The organism is Rhodococcus sp. MTM3W5.2, assembly GCF_001984015.1.
Taxonomy (GTDB): domain Bacteria; phylum Actinomycetota; class Actinomycetes; order Mycobacteriales; family Mycobacteriaceae; genus Rhodococcus_G; species Rhodococcus_G oryzae.
In genome coordinates this window covers 3548671-3566121 of record NZ_CP019572.1, presented here as the reverse complement: position 1 = coordinate 3566121, position 17451 = coordinate 3548671, and the positions used below count along the sequence as shown (strand labels likewise).

15 protein-coding genes and 4 pseudogenes are annotated in these 17451 nt (G+C 69.3%); 10 read left to right on the top strand and 9 right to left on the bottom strand.

What is annotated here, in order from left to right; genetic code table 11:
* The first annotated feature begins 34 nt into the window (after window positions 1–34).
* The 7 genes and pseudogenes from BTZ20_RS16315 (at window position 35) to proB (ending at window position 7836) form a co-directional block, all read left to right on the top strand.
* On the top strand, window positions 35–397 hold the full coding sequence (locus tag BTZ20_RS16315; RefSeq protein ID WP_223263810.1) for a DUF4233 domain-containing protein: 363 nt from the start codon (window positions 35–37) through the stop codon (window positions 395–397).
* An 18-nt stretch (window positions 398–415) separates the two neighbouring features.
* Window positions 416–835, top strand: coding sequence for a nucleoside-diphosphate kinase (gene ndk / locus BTZ20_RS16310; protein ID WP_077042086.1), 420 nt, complete (start codon window positions 416–418; stop codon window positions 833–835).
* A 424-nt stretch (window positions 836–1259) separates the two neighbouring features.
* Window positions 1260–4312 (top strand): annotated as a pseudogene (locus tag BTZ20_RS16305) (translation initiation factor IF-2 N-terminal domain-containing protein).
* A 208-nt stretch (window positions 4313–4520) separates the two neighbouring features.
* Window positions 4521–4832, top strand: coding sequence for a 50S ribosomal protein L21 (rplU, locus tag BTZ20_RS16300; RefSeq protein WP_077042085.1), 312 nt, complete (start codon window positions 4521–4523; stop codon window positions 4830–4832).
* Window positions 4833–4860: 28 nt separating this feature from the next.
* Window positions 4861–5124: a 50S ribosomal protein L27 gene (gene rpmA, locus BTZ20_RS16295; RefSeq protein WP_031938324.1), complete on the top strand. Its 264-nt coding sequence runs from the start codon at window positions 4861–4863 to the stop codon at window positions 5122–5124.
* 131 nt (window positions 5125–5255) lie between these two features.
* Window positions 5256–6716 carry a GTPase ObgE gene (gene obgE, locus BTZ20_RS16290; protein ID WP_077042084.1) on the top strand — a complete coding sequence of 487 codons (1461 nt, stop codon included), beginning with the start codon at window positions 5256–5258 and terminating at the stop codon, window positions 6714–6716.
* Window positions 6716–7836: pseudogene (proB, locus tag BTZ20_RS16285) on the top strand (glutamate 5-kinase). Before obgE ends, proB begins: the two are co-directional and overlap by 1 nt.
* Window positions 7837–7839: 3 nt before the next feature.
* On the opposite strand, the gene BTZ20_RS27305 reads toward proB, so the two are convergent.
* Window positions 7840–8007 carry a hypothetical protein gene (locus tag BTZ20_RS27305; protein ID WP_189636484.1) on the bottom strand — a complete coding sequence of 56 codons (168 nt, stop codon included), beginning with the start codon at window positions 8005–8007 and terminating at the stop codon, window positions 7840–7842.
* Between the two features lie 9 nt (window positions 8008–8016).
* Window positions 8017–8867, bottom strand: a pseudogene (locus BTZ20_RS16280) (NAD-dependent protein deacetylase).
* 68 nt (window positions 8868–8935) lie between these two features.
* Between BTZ20_RS16280 and BTZ20_RS16275 the strand changes: the two are divergent.
* Window positions 8936–9427: a VOC family protein gene (locus BTZ20_RS16275; protein WP_077042083.1), complete on the top strand. Its 492-nt coding sequence runs from the start codon at window positions 8936–8938 to the stop codon at window positions 9425–9427.
* A gap of 40 nt (window positions 9428–9467) precedes the next feature.
* Window positions 9468–9641 carry a hypothetical protein gene (locus BTZ20_RS27300; protein ID WP_189636483.1) on the top strand — a complete coding sequence of 58 codons (174 nt, stop codon included), beginning with the start codon at window positions 9468–9470 and terminating at the stop codon, window positions 9639–9641.
* Here BTZ20_RS27300 and BTZ20_RS16270 read toward each other — a convergent pair.
* Window positions 9635–10558, bottom strand: coding sequence for a D-isomer specific 2-hydroxyacid dehydrogenase family protein (locus tag BTZ20_RS16270; RefSeq protein ID WP_077042082.1), 924 nt, complete (start codon window positions 10556–10558; stop codon window positions 9635–9637). The genes BTZ20_RS27300 and BTZ20_RS16270 overlap by 7 nt on opposite strands.
* Before the next feature lie 19 nt (window positions 10559–10577).
* Window positions 10578–11429 carry an acyl-CoA thioesterase domain-containing protein gene (locus BTZ20_RS16265; RefSeq protein WP_077042081.1) on the bottom strand — a complete coding sequence of 284 codons (852 nt, stop codon included), beginning with the start codon at window positions 11427–11429 and terminating at the stop codon, window positions 10578–10580.
* A gap of 161 nt (window positions 11430–11590) precedes the next feature.
* On the opposite strand from BTZ20_RS16265, the gene BTZ20_RS16260 reads away from it, so the two are divergent.
* Window positions 11591–12019, top strand: coding sequence for a nuclear transport factor 2 family protein (locus BTZ20_RS16260; RefSeq protein ID WP_077042080.1), 429 nt, complete (start codon window positions 11591–11593; stop codon window positions 12017–12019).
* Between the two features lie 74 nt (window positions 12020–12093).
* On the opposite strand, the pseudogene BTZ20_RS16255 reads toward BTZ20_RS16260, so the two are convergent.
* The 5 genes and pseudogenes from BTZ20_RS16255 to BTZ20_RS16235 form a co-directional block, all read right to left on the bottom strand.
* Window positions 12094–12491: pseudogene (locus BTZ20_RS16255) on the bottom strand (ectoine synthase).
* A 13-nt stretch (window positions 12492–12504) separates the two neighbouring features.
* Window positions 12505–13767 carry a diaminobutyrate--2-oxoglutarate transaminase gene (gene ectB, locus BTZ20_RS16250; RefSeq protein WP_077042079.1) on the bottom strand — a complete coding sequence of 421 codons (1263 nt, stop codon included), beginning with the start codon at window positions 13765–13767 and terminating at the stop codon, window positions 12505–12507.
* Complete coding sequence (ectA, locus tag BTZ20_RS16245; RefSeq protein WP_077042078.1) at window positions 13764–14300, bottom strand: diaminobutyrate acetyltransferase; 537 nt, start codon at window positions 14298–14300, stop codon at window positions 13764–13766. Before ectA ends, ectB begins: the two co-directional genes overlap by 4 nt.
* Window positions 14301–14421: 121 nt before the next feature.
* Window positions 14422–16530 (bottom strand): RecQ family ATP-dependent DNA helicase, encoded by a 2109-nt coding sequence (locus BTZ20_RS16240; protein ID WP_077043767.1) that lies wholly within the window; start codon window positions 16528–16530, stop codon window positions 14422–14424.
* 34 nt (window positions 16531–16564) lie between these two features.
* On the bottom strand, window positions 16565–17431 hold the full coding sequence (locus BTZ20_RS16235; RefSeq protein WP_077042077.1) for a ribokinase: 867 nt from the start codon (window positions 17429–17431) through the stop codon (window positions 16565–16567).
* Between the last annotated feature and the right edge of the window lie 20 nt (window positions 17432–17451).

Sequence of the window (17451 nt, the reverse complement as noted above, 5' to 3'; positions counted from 1 at the left end):
ACCGGAGGGTGGCGCTCCTCGCTTCCGTCCGCCGGTGAACGACCCGTGGAAGGGCTTCCGCGGCGTCTGCGCGGGCACCCTGATCCTGGAGGCGATCGTGGTGCTGCTGGCGCTGCCGGTGGTGGCGACCGTTGGTGGCGGCATCACCTGGCTGTCCGGCGTCTACCTGGTCGGACTCGCGCTGCTGATGATTCTCGGCGGCGGTGTCCAGGGCAAGCCGTGGGCGATGGGATACAACTTCGCGCTGCAGGCGGCATTGATCGCCGGCTTCGCGGTGCACCCCGCCATCGGAGCGGTGGGACTGCTGTTCGGGGCGGTGTGGGCCTACCTGCTGTATCTCAAGCGGGACCTCACCGACCGGATCGAACAGGGTCTGCTTCCTGGCCAGCGGGACTGACCCCTTAAGCTGTCCGCCGTGACTGAGCGCACCCTGGTACTGATCAAGCCCGATGGCGTCGCCCGCCGATTCGTAGGAGAAATCCTTTCCCGTGTCGAGCGGAAGGGGCTGTCCATCACGGCCCTCGAGATGAAGACCGCGGACGAGGCGCTGGCGGGCCAGCATTACGCCGAGCACCTGGGCAGGCCCTTCTACCCGGGGCTGATCGAGTTCATCACGTCCGGACCCCTCGTCGCCGCGGTGCTCGAGGGCCCGCGCGCGATCGCGGCGTTCCGACAGCTCGCGGGCGGCACCGACCCGGTCGAGAAGGCTGTCCCCGGTTCCATCCGCGCCGACCTGGCACTGGACGGCCAGCAGAACCTGGTGCACGGGTCCGACTCCGTCGAGTCGGCCGAGCGGGAGATTTCACTCTGGTTCCCGGAGCTCGCCCGCGGCTAGTCCGAAGCACCCCGACCACCCGTAAGAGGTCCGAACACGCCGCGCTGGATCGGCGCCGGTGCGCCGTTGGCGTGGTCGGGCCCGCCGGTGTGGGATACTGATGGCGGTCGACCCGCGATGTGTTCCATACGGGCCCGATCGGATGACACCACGGTTCGATGCCCGATCATCGCTGCCACGGCGCGCAGGAAATCCCTCGCGGTCCCAGGCACGCTGGATGATCAGGCGCACGGACCAGGGAGTACGGCCATCCAGCCAGGCGCCGTGCGAGCTGGCAGTGATTTAACGGGTCACTGCGAGACGTGCGGGGCGAGACCAGACAATCTCATGCCCACCGGTATGAGTACACAATGAGCGCCCTCGCGTGGCCGCTTCACACCCAGTACGACTCTGGGTGGACGCGCCCGGGGTCCGAGGAGACTACGTGGCCGATCAAGCGCCGCCCGAAAATTCACAGACTTCAGCCGCAGCGAATGCGGTGCCGACCTTCCCGGAGAAGATCCGGGTGCATGCGCTCGCCAAGCTGCTGGGACTGACCAGCAAGCAGGTGCTCGCCCAGGTCGCCGAGTTCGGCGCCGAGGTGCGCAGTGCGCAGTCCAGCGTGGACCGCGCGCTCGCCGAGCGGGTGCACGCGGCGTTCAACCCGTCGTCGGCGGAGGCACAGCCGGAGGTCGCAGCGGCCGAATCGGCCCCCGTGTCCGAGGCGGCGAGGCCGGAAGCCGCGTCCGCGCCCGGCGTGGAGACCGCGGGGCTGTTCACCAACATTGCCGAGCCCGAGGTGCACGTCGTTCCCGACGTGACCCCTGTGTTCCAGGCACCGCTGTTCCTGCAGCCCGACGCGGCCGCCGCGGAGGCCGCACCGCGGCGTCGCCGCGCCCGCCGCGTGGCAGCGGCGCCGAGCGAGGACGCGCCCATCGAGGTGACCACCGTCGTCGAGCACGAGGAGCGTCACGAAGAGCGCCACGAGGAGCGTGCGGTCGGGGATGCTGACGCCTCGGTGACCGAGGAGTCCGCCGCGGCCGAGGTCGAGTCCGACGAGGACGGCGGCGAGTCGCAGAGCCGTCGCAGGCGTCGCGGTCGTCGTGGTCGCGGTCGCGGCCGGGGCGAGCAGGCGTCCGAGGACGAGCAGAACGAGTCCGAAGGCGCGACCGAGCCCGCCGCCGAGAGTGCTGAGCAGGCCGAGCCCACCGAGTCGGCGGCCGAGGCCGAAGCGGCCGAGTCCGAGGAATCGGAGGAGGCAGGCGAGGCCGGGGACGGATCGAGCCGTCGCCGTCGTCGTCGCCGCCGCCGCAAGGGCAGTGGCGATGGTGCGGACGCGGGTACCGAGGAAGACGGCGTCACCACCGTGGTGCACGAGCGTGAGCCGCGCACCAAGGCCAGGGTCAAGGACGAGGTCCAGGGCATCTCGGGCTCGACCCGACTCGAGGCCAAGCGTCAGCGGCGCCGCGACGGGCGCGACGCCGGTCGCCGCCGCCCGCCGATCCTCACCGAATCGGAGTTCCTGGCGCGCCGCGAGGCCGTCGACCGCGTCATGGTGGTCCGCGAGAAGACCGGCGCGCATGCGGAGGGCCTGACGCAGGTCGCGGTGCTCGAGGACGGCATCCTCGTCGAGCACTTCGTCACCAGCTCGGCGTCCGCGTCGATGGTCGGCAACGTCTACCTCGGTCGCGTTCAGAACGTGCTGCCCTCGATGGAGGCCGCGTTCATCGACATCGGCCGTGGCCGCAACGGCGTGCTCTACGCCGGTGAGGTCAACTGGGAGGCTGCGGGACTCGGCGGCAACAGCCGCAAGATCGAGCAGGCCCTCAAGCCGGGTGACCAGGTCCTGGTCCAGGTCAGCAAGGATCCGGTCGGGCACAAGGGTGCCCGCCTGACCACGCAGATCTCCCTGGCCGGGCGATTCCTGGTGTACGTGCCCGGCGGTAGCTCCACCGGCATCAGCCGGAAGTTGCCCGACACCGAGCGCAAGCGACTCAAGGAGATCCTGCGCGAGATCGTGCCGCCGGAGGCCGGTGTCATCATTCGCACCGCGTCGGAGGGCGTGAGCGAGGAAGAGCTGGCCCGCGACGTCAAGCGTCTGCAGACCCAGTGGGACGAGATCGAGAAGCAGGCCGCGGCTGCGGACAAGGGCAAGGGGAGCAACCCGAAGGCCCTGTACGAGGAGCCGGACCTGCTGGTCAAGGTCGTCCGCGATCTGTTCAACGAGGACTTCGCCAAGATCGTCATCGAGGGCGAGAAGTCCTGGTCGACGGTGGAGAACTACATCAAGACCGTCGCACCCGACCTGCTGCCGCGGGTCGAGAAGTACGAGGGCAACGGCGGCCCCGACGTGTTCGAGGCCAAGCGGATCGACGAGCAGCTCGCCAAGGCGCTCGACCGCAAGGTGTGGCTGCCCTCGGGCGGCACCCTGGTGATCGACCGCACCGAGGCGATGACCGTCGTCGACGTCAACACCGGCAAGTTCACCGGTGCGGGCGGCAACCTCGAGGAGACGGTCACCAGGAACAACCTGGAGGCGGCTGAGGAGATCGTGCGCCAGATGCGGCTGCGCGACATCGGCGGCATGATCGTCGTCGACTTCATCGACATGGTGCTCGAGTCGAACCGGGACCTGGTCCTGCGTCGACTCACCGAGGCGCTCGGCCGCGACCGGACCCGCCATCAGGTCTCCGAGGTGACCTCGCTCGGCCTGGTCCAGATGACCCGCAAGAAGCTGGGCACCGGACTGGTCGAGGCGTTCTCCACCAACTGTGAGCACTGCCACGGCCGCGGCATCATCGTGCACGCGGAGCCGGTCGAGGTGCGATCCTCCGAGGACGCCGGACGTTCGGGCGCGCCGAAGGGCGAGCCCGGCGGCCGCAAGAAGCGTGGACGCGACAAGTCCGGTGCCGCGGAGACCGCAGCACCGAAGAACGGACAGGCGCCCGCTGTCGAGGTCGACGCGACGGTCAAGCGTGCCCACCCGGTGGCGCTCGCGATGGCCGCCCATCACCACGACGACGAAGCCGCCGAGCATCAGCCGGAGACCGCCGAGGCCGCGGCCACCACGCCGGAGCCGACGGTGGCCGAGGTCACCGTGGAGCCGGTCGCGGAGGTCGTCGCGGAACCGGAGGCCCCGGCCGCGCCGGAGCCCGCTGAGGCCCCGCCAAGGGCAGGCGTCGTTCCCGGCGTGCGTCCCGTGCCACCGCGGCCCCCGCGGCCGAGAGCCCAGAGGCGGCTGAGGCCGTCGCTGTGGTCGTGATCGAGGCCGCGCCCGAACCGGCCGAGCCGAAGGTCGTCGAGAAGAAGGTCGTCGAGAAGAAGGCCGTCGCCAAGAAGGTCGTCGAACCCAAGGTTGTCGAGCCGGCGAAGGCCGCTGAGACCGCCGCGGCGCCTGAACCGGTCGAAGGGGACGGCGCACCCGCGGCGCCTGCCCGTCGGCCCCGTCGAAGGGCCGCGGCCAGGCCCGCGGGACCGCCGGCGGACGTCGACGCCTGACCGACGGCCGGTCGAGGGGGAGTCGGAGACTGTCAGTTTGACCCTGCGGTTCTCCATCCCGTAACCTTGACCGGTCGCTACCCGGCGATATGGCTCAGCTGCGCCCGCGAGGGCGGCGGCGGGCCTGCCCGAGGTAGCAAGCACACCAGACCAGTCGCGCGGCTCAAGCCGTGCGAGCACGTTCGAAGAAGCAAGGGGTAGCCCTCCGATGGCAACGTACGCGATCGTCAAGACCGGCGGAAAGCAGTACAAGGTCGCTGTCGGCGACCTCGTCAAGGTCGAGAAGATCGAGGGTGAGCCCGGCACTGCTGTCTCGCTGGTCCCGGTTCTCGTCGTCGACGGTTCCGAGCTGACCACCGACGCCGCCAAGCTGGCCAAGGTCTCGGTCACCGGTGAGGTCGTCGAGCACACCAAGGGCCCGAAGATCCGCATCCACAAGTTCAAGAACAAGACCGGGTACCACAAGCGCCAGGGCCACCGTCAGAAGCTGACGGTGCTCAAGGTCACCGGCATCAAGTAACCAGCTTTAGTACCCAGGAGGGTTCGACATGGCACATAAGAAGGGTGCATCCAGCTCCCGTAACGGTCGCGATTCGAACGCACAGCGCCTCGGCGTGAAGCGCTTCGGCGGCCAGTCCGTCAGCGCCGGCGAGATCCTGGTGCGTCAGCGCGGAACCCACTTCCACCCCGGCGTGAACGTCGGACGTGGCGGCGACGACACGCTGTTCGCTCTCTCCGCTGGTGCGGTCGAGTTCGGCACCAAGCGTGGACGTAAGACTGTCAACATCGTTCCGGTCGCCGCAGAGGCCTGATTCTGCTGCGTCGCTCGTGTCACCGTCACGGTGACTGATGACAGTTCTAAGCTCCCAGTAGGGGCGGGCCAGGGTCTCATACCCTGCTCGCCCCTATTTGCTTTTCACCCTGAGGAAGGGATCCGGCAGTCATGTCCCGATTCATTGACCGCGTGGTGCTGCATGTCAGCGCCGGAAAAGGCGGCAATGGTTGCGCCTCCGTTCACCGCGAGAAGTTCAAGCCGCTCGGCGGTCCCGACGGCGGCAACGGCGGGCGCGGAGGTGACGTGGTGCTCGTCGTCGACGAGAACGTGCACACCCTGCTGGACTTCCACTTCCACCCGAACGCCAAGGCGAGCAACGGCACGCAGGGCGCAGGCAGCAACCGCGAGGGCGCAAACGGCCAGGATCTGATCCTCAAGGTGCCCGACGGCACCGTCGTCCTCGACTCGGACGGCAATGTCCTCGCCGACATGATCGGCACGGGAACCCGATTCGATGCCGCCCCCGGTGGCCGCGGTGGACTGGGTAACGCCGCGCTGGCCTCGAAGGCCCGTAAGGCGCCGGGCTTCGCGCTGCTCGGCGAGGAGGGCGTTCAACGCGACCTCGTCCTCGAGCTCAAGTCGGTTGCCGACGTCGGACTGGTCGGCTTCCCCTCTGCGGGCAAGTCCTCCCTGGTCTCGGTGCTCTCGGCGGCCAAGCCGAAGATCGCCGACTACCCGTTCACCACGCTGGTGCCGAACCTCGGCGTGGTCTCGAGCGGCGACACCACGTTCACCGTCGCCGACGTCCCGGGCCTGATCCCCGGCGCGAGCCAGGGGCGCGGCCTCGGACTTGACTTCCTTCGTCACATCGAACGCACCGCTGTGCTGGCACACGTGGTGGACTGCGCGACCCTGGAGCCCGGCCGTGATCCGGTCTCCGACGTCGACGCGCTCGAGGCCGAGCTGGCCGCCTACAAGCCCGCACTCTCCGGCGACGAGAGCCTCGGTGACCTGGCCGACCGGCCCCGCATCGTGGTCCTCAACAAGGCGGATGTCCCCGACGCTGCCGAGCTCGCCGAGATGGTCACCCCGGAGTTCGAGGCGCGCGGTTGGCCCGTGTTCACCATCTCGGCCGTGAGCCGGGAAGGGCTGCGTCCGTTGACCTTCGCGCTCGCCAAGCTCGTCGAGGAGTACCGCGAGGCGCATCCGAAGGCGGAGCCGAAGCGTCAGGTGATCCGTCCCGTCGCCTCCAACGCGAGCGACTTCACCGTCGTCGCCGATCCCGAGACCCCCGGCGGCTTCATCGTCCGCGGTGTCCGGCCCGAGCGGTGGATCCGCCAGACGGCCTTCGACAACGACGAGGCCGTCGGCTACCTCGCGGACCGGCTCGCCCGGCTCGGTGTCGAGGACGCGTTGGTCAAGCACGGCGCCGAGCCCGGCTGCTACGTCACCATCGGCGACGTCAGCTTCGAGTGGGAGCCGCAGACCCCGGCAGGCATCGACCTGACCCGCACCGGTCGCGGCACCGACCCGCGACTCGACCAGGTGGACCGCATCGGTGCCTCCGAGCGCAAGCACGCGCACCGGATCCGGCGTGGCCTCGAAGGCCTGGATCCCGAAGAACAGTGATGGACGACGCGGTCCGTTCGCTCTCGGAGACCCGCGCCACCATCGCGACCGCGCGCAGCGTGGTCGTGAAGATCGGGTCCTCCGCGCTCACCAGCATGGAGTCCGGCATCGACCTGCGGGCACTGAACGCCCTCGCCGACGCGATCGAGGCCAGGATGCGCGCCGGTTCCGACGTCGTGGTGGTGTCTTCCGGCGCGGTCGGGGCGGGCATCGCACCGCTCGGGCTGACCAAGCGGCCACGGGATCTCGCCACCAAGCAGGCGGCGGCGAGCGTCGGGCAGCTGGCGCTCGCGCATGCCTGGGGCACCTCGTTCGCGCGGTACGGGCGGACCGTCGGCCAGGTGCTGCTCACCGCCGACGACATCGCCCGGCGTACCCAGCACCGCAACGCGCAGAGCACCCTCGACCGGCTCCGTGCCCTCGGTGCGGTCGCGATCGTCAACGAGAACGACACCGTCGCCACCACCGAGCTGCGGTTCGGGGACAACGACCGGCTGGCCGCGATGGTCGCGCATCTCGTCGGGGCGGACGCCCTGGTCCTGCTCTCCGACGTCGACGGACTGTATGACGGTGACCCACGCAAGGGCGGCGCGACCCTGATCCCGGAGGTGACCAGCCCCGAGGATCTCGACGGCGTGGTCGCCGGGTCCGGGGGAGCGCTCGGCACCGGCGGGATGGCCTCCAAGCTGTCCGCGGCCCGGCTCGCGGCCGACTCCGGGGTGCCGGTGCTGCTCGCCGCGGCCACCGATGCCGCCGCTGCGCTCACGGGCGCGGGCGTCGGCACGGCCTTCGCGGCGAGGCCGACCCGGATGTCCGCGCGCAAGTTCTGGGTGCGGCATGCCGCCGACACCCGGGCGGGCTGCATCTCGACGCGGGTGCGGTGCGCGCCGTGGTGGACCGGCGGCGGTCGCTGCTGCCCGCGGGGATCACCGGCGTCGACGGCCGGTTCTACGGCGGGGACGTGGTGTCGCTGTTCGGGCCCGACGGTTCGCCGGTCGCGCGTGGCGTGGTGGCCTACGACTCGACCGAGCTCGGCGAGATGCTTGGCCGGTCCACGGTCGAGCTGCCGTCAGAGCTGCAGCGGCCCGTGGTGCACGCGGACGACCTGGTCCCGCTCTAGCGGTCAGGGAGCCTTCGGCTTGTCCTGCGGGTCGCCGACGACCTTTGGTGGTCCTTCGGGGTGGAGCGCGCCGCCCTCGTTCACCCAGTCGGAGATGTCGGCGGCATCCTCCGGGGTGACGGGCTTGCGCCTGCTGAAGAGTGATTTCACCTTGTCGCTGAACTTCGACATGCCCGGAGTCTACCGATGCGGTGTCAGGGCGGTCAGGACCTGCGAGCAGCCTGCATCCAGCTTGAGGGCCGCGAACTCGTCGCCCCGGGTCGGGCCGCGGTTGACGATGACGACCGGGATGTCGTCCTTTGCGGCACGGCGGACGAAGCGCAGCCCGGACATGACGGTCAGCGAGGACCCGAGCACCAGCAGCAGGTCGCACTCGGCGACCATCGCGAATGCCGCCTCGACCCGTGGTTTGGGCACGCTCTCGCCGAAGTAGACGATGTCCGGTTTGAGGATCCCCCGCAGTGCTCGCAGTCCACCATCACGAAGTGTGCGGTCTCCTCGATCACCGCGTCGGCATCGGGTGCGATCTCGACTCCCGTTGCCGCGGAGACGGATTCGGCGAACCCGGGATTCGCGGCATCGAGCCGCTGCGCGAGGGTGAACCGCGAGATCCGGGCCTCGCACGCCATGCATCGCACCTGCGCGTAACTGCCGTGCAGGTCGATGACGTTCCTGCTGCCCGCCTTGGTGTGCAGCAGGTCCACGTTCTGGGTGAGCACGCCGTCGACCACGCCCGCCCGTTCCAGCCGGGCGAGCGCGCGGTGTCCGGCGTTGGGTCGGGACGCGTCCATGTACCGCCAGCCGAGGTGGTTGCGGGCCCAGTAGTGCCTGCGGAACGCTGCGTCGCCCATGAACTGCTGGAATGTCATCGGGGTGCGGGGCGGGGAATCGGGGCCCCGGTAGTCCGGGATGCCCGAGTCGGTGGACATCCCCGCGCCGGTCAGCGCGACGACGCGGCGGCCGCTCACCAGGCCGGCCAGACGCTCGTGGTCCTCGCCTGCCGCCGCGGTCTCGAGTGGGGGAGCGGACATGGCTTCCAGGCTAGCCGTGTCGCGAATCTTCAATCCCGCATCGGGTGCGTCGCCCGACACTGGTGGGCATGAGCACAGTGAACCCCGTTCCCGCCGGATACCGGACCCTCACGCCCTACCTCGCCGTCAAGGACGGCCAGGCGGCGCTGGACTTCTATCGCCGTGGCCTCGGCGCCGAGGTCGTGGACGCGATGGACGCCCCCGACGGCGGCCTGATGCACGCCGAGCTGCGGATCGGCGACTCGATGCTGCAGCTGTCCGACGACATGCCCGACTACGGACTCAAGGCGCCCGAGCAGGGCTGGGTGCACAGCTCGGTGGTGGTGTACGTCGAGGACTCCGACGCGTTCGTGGACCGGGCGGTTCGCGAGGGCGCCACCCTCATCAGCGCCGTCGCGGACACGTTCTCCGGGGACCGGCACGGGGTGTTCCTCGATCCGTTCGGGCACCGGTGGGCCGTCTGCACGAAGGTCGAGGACGTGCCCGCCGAGGAGGTGGCCCGGCGCGCCCGCGAGCTCTTCTACCCGGCGGCGGGAGTGGAGCCTGCGGAACGACCCTGAGGTCGAGCGGACCGGTCGCGCCGCGAGTACGGTCGATCGCATGGGAGTTATCGGTGAGCTGTTCCCGGGGAAGAAGCTGGAGAACGACGGAAGCCAGGACAGTGACGGGCAGACGCATCAGCCGCGCCTCGAACTCGACCTGGACGCCGGCGTGATTCGGGTGTCGCCTGCGAAGCCCGCCGTCACCCCGGACGAGGAGTCAGGGTCTCAGTAACCCGCGACCGGGTCGATCCGCGCCTGCAGTTCCTCGCCTGCCACGAAGCGTCGCACGTTCGTCGCGACGTGGTCGGCGAACGCGGGCGGTCGGACGGACGGCGGGTTCGAGCAGTGCGGGGTGATGATCGCGTTCGGCAGCGTCCACAGCGGATGGCCGTCCGGCAGTGGCTCGGGGTCGGTGACGTCGAGCCCGGCACCGCCGATCGCCTTGTCCCGCAACGCGTTCACCAGGGCGTCGGTGTCGACGAGGGAGCCCCGTGCCACGTTGATCACCCACGAGTGGGCCCCGAGGCGGTCGAGTTGCTCGGCGCCGACCAGGTGTCGCGTCCGGGCCGTCGCGGGAGCCGCGACCACGACGTGATCGGTGCGGTCCCAGACCTCGTCGGTCCGGTCGGCGGGCAGGGTCTGGGCGGCGCCGGCGACCTCCCGGCCCCAGCGGTTGACCGCGATCACCGACGCGCCGACCGAGGTGAGCATCGGGATCAGCGCGCGCCCGATGCCGCCCGCGCCGAGGATCGTCACCGTGCTCCCGCGCAGCGTCCCGACCTTGCCGAAGAACTCCTGCTGCCGCCAGCTGGTGGCCGCGAGTTGCCCGGGCAGTGCCCGGACCCCGGCCAGCAGCAGCGCAAAGGCGTGCTCGGCGACGGTCGCGGAGAACGCGCCCGCAGCCGAGGTGAACACGATCCCCGGGTGGCGAGCGATGATCCCGGCGGTGAACCAGTCCTCGACCCCGGCGGAGTAGAGCTGCACCCACCGGATCGACTCCGGCAGCTCGTCGGGGAACCGGTCGGGCTCGGCCGCCCAGACCAGGGCCTGCGCATCGACCATCGGTGCCCACTCGCCTCCGCCAGAGGCGATGGCCTCAATCAACAGTGGGTCGGCGTGCGGGCCGAGGGCGATGGGCACGGTCGTCATGTCGGTCTCCTCGGGCGAATTACTGAGCCGTGTCAAAGTTCGGCGCGTAGGAAGGATCAGTCTCTGACCATTCCGCGGGACCGCTCGCAGCATCCAAACTGCCCGCCATGTGAGCAACCGAACTGACGACGCTTATTCCGAAACGTCCCTGGCTGTCCCACATCGACGCAGCTCCCGCAGCGATGCCGTCGTCGGAGGCATGGTTGTCAGCCTCGATACCGACCAGTGTCCCGATCGGCGGGCGAGCCAAGAGAATTGTCACGTCATGGTTGATGAACCCGATTCCACCATCACCCCAACTGGTGAGGGTATTGGCCAGTTCACCGGCCATCGCGGCACGGACGAAGGGCGAGTTCTCCGATTCAGCGAACAGCTGGGGTTGATGGAACCACAGCCGCTTTCTGCTTGCGTTCTGGTGCTGCGGCATCGACTCGCTCCACCCATCCGCATGTCCATCACTGCCCCATAGGATGCCCGGCTTGCTCAACGCCGCCAGTTGGGTATCGGACAGCGACATCGACGGACTGTCCGGATGCCACCGGGATCCGTTGGGTTCCTGAGTCGGTCGGATCGACACCATGGATGCTCGTGCGACCGTGCGTGCGCCCTGGCGTACGAGCACGTCGGCGATCCGGACGCTGCGTCCTTCTCTAACCACGGCAGTTTCGGTCTGCAGCGACGCGAATGCCGGTTGCCGGAAGATGTCCATCGTGAACCTGGCAACACGAAACCCGGGCGCACCACAGTCCGATTCCAGTGCATACGCGGTCAAGCCCGCTAGTGCAGACCCATTGATTGCGTCCGGGGACCACTGGCTCTGAGAGAACGGCAGTGGATCAAATCCCCCATCTCCAAGCGCGAAGTACGCCATACAACCCCCCGATGTGAGTGACCAGGACTTTTGTACATGATACTAGAACAGGTTCTAATTTTATGATCATTGACGCATGCTCTGGGAGCATCCCGCGGGAACCGCATCCGCGACCCTGCATACATTCCAACGAGACAGTTTCTTCGAGCGAGGAGTGATCGATGGCAACCGAGTGCCCGTCCGAGGTGATCCGATCGCTTGTTGCGCGGATTGCTCATCTGGCCGACGACGGACAGATCGACGACTACGTACAGCTTTTCACGGAGGACGCGGTCTGGGAGATGAAGAGCGCAGGACCGAGTGTCGCGATCGGACCCCAGATCGTCGAGGGCCGAAGGGCGATCGCAGAGAGTGCCGGCCGCCGTCGGGCCGACGGTATCGCCGGTCCTGGCACGGCGACACGGCATGTGAGCTCGTGCGTATCCATCGTCTTCGATTCCGAGGATTCCGCACGCGTGCAGTCGGTCTGGCAGTTCTTCGTCGACACCGCCACCGCGCCGAAACTCGCCAGCATGGGGACCTACCGCGATGTTTTCCAGAAGGTCGACGAACGCTGGCTCCTGGCCAAGCGCTCGATCACGACCGGATAGGCGGCTTCGCCGCCCGTGCGTGGTTGACGAGTCCCTGCACTCGTCAACCATGCACGGGCGCGCAGCGCCTACGGCTAGCCGGCGACCTCGATCAGCGGATAGACGCCGTTCTCGTCATGGACCTCGCGACCGGTGACCGGGGGTTGAACACGCACAGCATGCGCATCTCGGTGACCGGCTCCACGCGGTGCCGCTCGTGGCCGTCGAGCAGGTACATCGAGCCGGGGCCGAGCTGGTGGACGACGCCATTGTCCAGGTCGGTGAGGATGCCCTCGCCCTCGATCAGCCAGACCGCCTCGACGTGATTGGCGTAGTGGAACTCGTTGACGGATCCGGCCCGAATCGTGGTCTCGTGGAACGAGAATCCGACGCGATCGCCGCCGAGCACGATGCGCTTGCTGCGCCAGTTCCCATCGGCGCTGGTGATGTCGCGCTCGGTGCCGGTGATCTCTTCGGTGGTGCGGACGATCATCTTCGGTCCCTCCTCAGGCGCAGACCTTGGCGGTGGCCTCGGCGAGAATGCTCAGGCCGTGGTCGAGTTCGGCGTCGGTGATCGTCAGCGGCGGCAGGAGCTTGACCACCTCGTCGGAGGGGCCGGACGTCTCGGCGAGCAGGCCCTCGTCGAACGCGAGCCCGCACACCTTGACCGCCCTACCCGGATCGTCGAACACCAGGCCCTGGACCATGCCGCGGCCGCGGGTGCTGACTCCGTCGAACTGGTCCGACAGATTGGCGAAGATCTGCGCGATGCGCTTGCCCTTCGCGGCGGTGGAACGCTCCAGCGTGTCGTCGGTCCAGTACTGCTCGATCGCGGCCGTCGCCGTCACGAAGGCGGGGTTGTTGCCGCGGAACGTGCCGTTGTGCTCGCCGGGCGCCCACACGTCGAGCTCGGGCCGCAGCAGCGTCAGGGCCATCGGCAGGCCGTAGCCGCTGATCGACTTGGACAGTGTGACGATGTCCGGCGTGATCCCCGCGATCTCGAAGGAGAAGAACGGACCGGTTCGCCCGCAGCCCATCTGGACGTCGTCGACGATGAGCAGGATGCCCCTGCTCCGGCAGAGTTCGGCGAGCGCCCGCAGCCACTCGGGCCGCGCGACGTTCACACCGCCCTCGCCCTGCACGGTCTCCACGATGACCGCGGCGGGACGGTTCAGCCCGCTGCCGGAATCGTCCAGCACCCGCTCGAACCAGTGGAAATCCTCGGTGGCGCCGTCGAAGTAGTTGTCGAAGGGCATCGGGGTCGCGTGGACCAGCGGAACCCCCGCACCCGCGCGCTTCATCGAGTTGCCCGTGACCGACAGTGCGCCAAGGGTCATGCCGTGGAAGGCGTTGGTGAAGTTGATGATCGACTCTCGGCCGGTGACCTTCCTGGCCAGCTTGAGTGCCGCCTCGACGGTGTTCGCGCCGGTCGGGCCGGGGAACTGGACCTTGTAGTCGAGTCCGCGCGGTTCGAGGATGTTCCGCTGGAAGGTCTCGAGGAACCGTCGCTTCGCCACGGTGGACATGTCGAGGCTGTGGGTGATGCCGTCGCCGAGGATGTAGTCGACGAGGGCCTGCTTGAGCTCGGGGTTGTTGTGGCCGTAGTTCAGCGCGCCCGCGCCTGCGAAGAAGTCCAGGTAGTCGCGGCCGTCCTCGGCGCGAATCCAGGACCCGGACGCGGAGCTGAACACGGTCGGCCAGCTGCGACTGTAGCTGCGGACCTCGGACTCGAGGGTTTCGAAGATGCTGATGTCTTCCAGGGTGGTCATTGCTCTCCTCCGGTGGTGTCATCGCCGATGATGTAGAGCTCTTCGGATTCGTGCTGATCGGGAAAATGGCTGTTGGTGAACAGTTCTCGCTGTGTGATGTCGACGTACCGCATCCGTGCCACCGACGAGAACAGGGCTCGGGACGCGTCGTTACCCGGACTGATCGTGGTCTCGAGCCTGGTGACGCCCTGGAGGGCGAGGTGATCGAGCAGGTCGTTCAGCATTGCCGCGGCCACTCCGCGGCCGCGCAGCGATTCGTCGACCGCCACCTGCCAGACGAAGACCGTCCGCGGGTCTTCCGGACGGACGAAACCGGTGACGAAACCGCCCACGCGGCCGTCCTGCTCCGCGACCACGGATGTGTCGCGGAAGTCCCTGCACCACAACAGGTATGCATAGCTTGAGTTCAGATCGAGCACCTGCGAATCGCGGGCAATCTCCCACATGCGCACGGCGTCATCGATTTCGGGCTGCCTTGTCGTCACCGCTCCGGGAACGGTGGTCGGGGTCGCACTCTTTGTAACGGGGCTCATCTGTCGAACGAACGTAACAATGGGGGCAACGGATTTCAGCTACCCCCGGCGATTCCGCATGCCCTGACCCGGCTCCCGCACTGGTGAGCCCGACTGTGTGAGGCTGGTCACACCGAGGGGGTCAGCTGACGCTCGCCAGGGCAAACGGCAGGACAGCCGGGGCGCCCGCCGCACGGAGTTCGCGGGCCGCCATCGTGAGCGTCCAGCCGGTGTCGGCGAGGTCGTCGAGCAGCAGGATCGGGCCGTCGGCATCGCGGAGATCCGGGGCCAGCCAGGCCCCCGTCAGCCCGGCCACGCGGTAGGCGGAATTGGCCGCGGAGACCGGCGGGCGCTCGGGGTTCCTGGTGAGAACGCCCAGGTTGCGGAGCCGCCCGACCGTTGCGAGCCGGTCGGCGAGCGAGGAGATCAACTGTGGGCGGGTCGCCGACTCGAGGGCCATCACCCCCGTCGGTCTCTGCTGCCAGTCCCAGGCGGCGAGCACCTTGACGCAGGCGTCGACGATCGCGTCCGGCGCCGGGCCGTCGGGCTCGTCGAACAGCGTGCGCAGGCGCTGGCCCCAACCGAGGTCGGACAGGCGGCCGAGCACCCGGCCCGTCTCGGGCCCGTCGGTGATCTTGCCGGACAGCGGCACGCCCAGCTTGGCGAGGCCGGTCGGCCACTGCTTGCGCGGGGCCAGGTCGACACCGGGCCGATCCAGTCGTGCCCGCGCCCGCGCGATGGCCTCCTCGTCCACCTCCGCCGAGTGGGCGGAGCCGGCGCAGTTGTCGCAGCGCCCGCACGGCTGCGGGTCGGCGGACAGGCCGGGGTCGTCGAGCTGGCGGCGCAGGAACTCCATGCGGCACATGGGGGTTCGCTGGTACTCGACCATCGCCTGCTGCTCGGACTCGCGGGCCTGCTCGAGCCTGCCGTATCGCTCCGCGTCGTACTCCCACGGCTGCCCGGTGCTGATCCAGCCGCCGCGGACCCGCTTGACGGCGCCGTCCACGTCCAGGACCTTCAGAACCATCTCCAGGCGGTTCCGGCTGAGTTCGACCAGCGGTTCGAGCGCCTGCGTGGACTGCGGTCGTTCGGCGTCGAGCACCTCGATCACCCTGCGCACCAGGTGCTCGCGCGGGAACGCGATGCTGGCGAAATAGCTCCAGATCTGCCGGTCCTCGAACCCGGGCAGCAGGACCACCTCGGCCCGATCCGTGGAGCGGCCTGCGCGGCCGACCTGCTGGTAGTAGGAGATCGGGGAGGAGGGTGCGCCGAGGTGGACCACGAACCCGAGGTCGGGCTTGTCGAATCCCATGCCCAGCGCCGACGTCGCGACCAGGGCCTTGACCCGGTTCTCGAGCAGGTCCGCCTCGAGGCTCTCGCGTTCGGCCGGGTCGGTCTGGCCGGTGTAGGCGGCCACCTCGTGGCCCTGCTCGGCGAGCAGCCCGGCCAGGTCGCGGGCGGCCGACACGGTGAGGGTGTAGATGATGCCGGACCCGGGCAGCCGGCCCAGCTGCTGGCCGAGCCAGGCGGCGCGCTTGCTCGCCTCGTCGATGTGCACCACCGACAGCCGCAGCGACTCCCGCTCGAGGCCGCCGCGCAGCACCAAGGTCTCGGAGCCGCCGACGCCGAGCTGTGCGGACACGTCGGCCACCACCCGGTCGTTCGCGGTCGCGGTGGTGGCCAGCACGGGGATGCCCTCGCCCAGCTCACCGATCAGGGTGCGGATCCGTCGGTAGTCGGGACGGAAGTCGTGGCCCCAGTCTGAGACGCAATGCGCCTCGTCGACCACGACAAGGCCGGCGTCCGCGGCCAGTGAGGGCAGCACCTGGTCGCGGAAGTCGGGATTGTTCAGCCGCTCCGGGCTGACCAGCAGCACGTCGACGGTCCCGTCGGCGATGGCGGCGTGGATCTCGTCCCATTCGGTGACGTTGCCGGAGTTGATCGTCGCGGCGCGGACCCCGGCACGCTCCGCCGAGGCCACCTGGTTACGCATCAGGGCCAGCAGCGGGGAGACGATCACGGTGGGTCCGTGTCCGCGCGCCCGCAGCAGCTTCGCGGAGATGAAGTACACGGCGGACTTGCCCCAGCCGGTCCGCTGTACCACCAGCGCACGCTTGCGCTGTACCACCAGCGCCTCGATCGCCGTCCACTGATCCTCGCGAAGCGTGGCGTCGGGGCCGGCGAGCTCGCGCAGCAACCGTTCCGCGTCGGCACGGAGATCGAGGGCGTCGGGCTCGGTGGCTGTGGTCATGGCTCCCATGGTGCCCGACGACCACGACATCAGGTCATTGCCGCCCGAGCGCGGCGTCGACCTCGGCGTGGGTCGGCGCCGAACCGGCCCCCGCCCTGGTGGTGGCGAGGGCTCCTGCGGCGCAGGCCCGAGCGAGCGCGACCTCCCGCCCGAGGTGCCAGGACGCGGCGAGGGTCCCGGCGAAGGCGTCGCCCGCGCCGGTGGTGTCCACCACCTCGACGGCGGGCGGCTCGCTGCGTAGTTGCAGGCCGCCGGGACCGCGCAGGGTGGCGCCCCGTGCGCCGAGGGTGGTGACCACATCGGGCACCAGCGCCAGGGTCGCGGCGCCGAGTTGCGCGGCCTCGGTCTCGTTGACGACGAGCACGTCCACGCACGCGATCAGCTGGTCGGGGAGCGGCGCCGCAGGCGACGGGTTGAGGATCACCGTGGTCCCGTTCGCCCGGGCGTGCCGAGCGCCTGCGGTCACCGCGGCCAGCGGCAGCTCCAGCTGGGACAGCAGAAGGTCGGCGTCGGCGATCGCGGCGAGTTCGGTGTCCGTCGGTTCGCACAGGGCGGCGTTGGCGCCGCTCACCACGACGATGGAGTTCTCGCCGGAGTCGTCGACCGAGATGACCGCGACCCCGCTCAGCCCCATGGTCTCGCGCAGCAGGGTGGCGTCCACCCCCGCGACGACCAGCGCGCTCCTCAGTTCCTGCGCGAAGGCGTCGTCGCCGACGGCACCGAGGAACCGCACCTGGGCGCCCGCGCGGGCTGCGGCGATGGCCTGATTGGAGCCCTTGCCTCCCGGCCCGGTCGAGAAGCCGTGGCCGAGGATGGTCTCACCGGGCGCGGGCAGCCGCGGGGTGGTGGTGACCAGGTCCATGTTGATGCTGCCGAGGACGGTGATCCGGGGAGCGGACATGGGCCGAGGCTAGTCGGGTT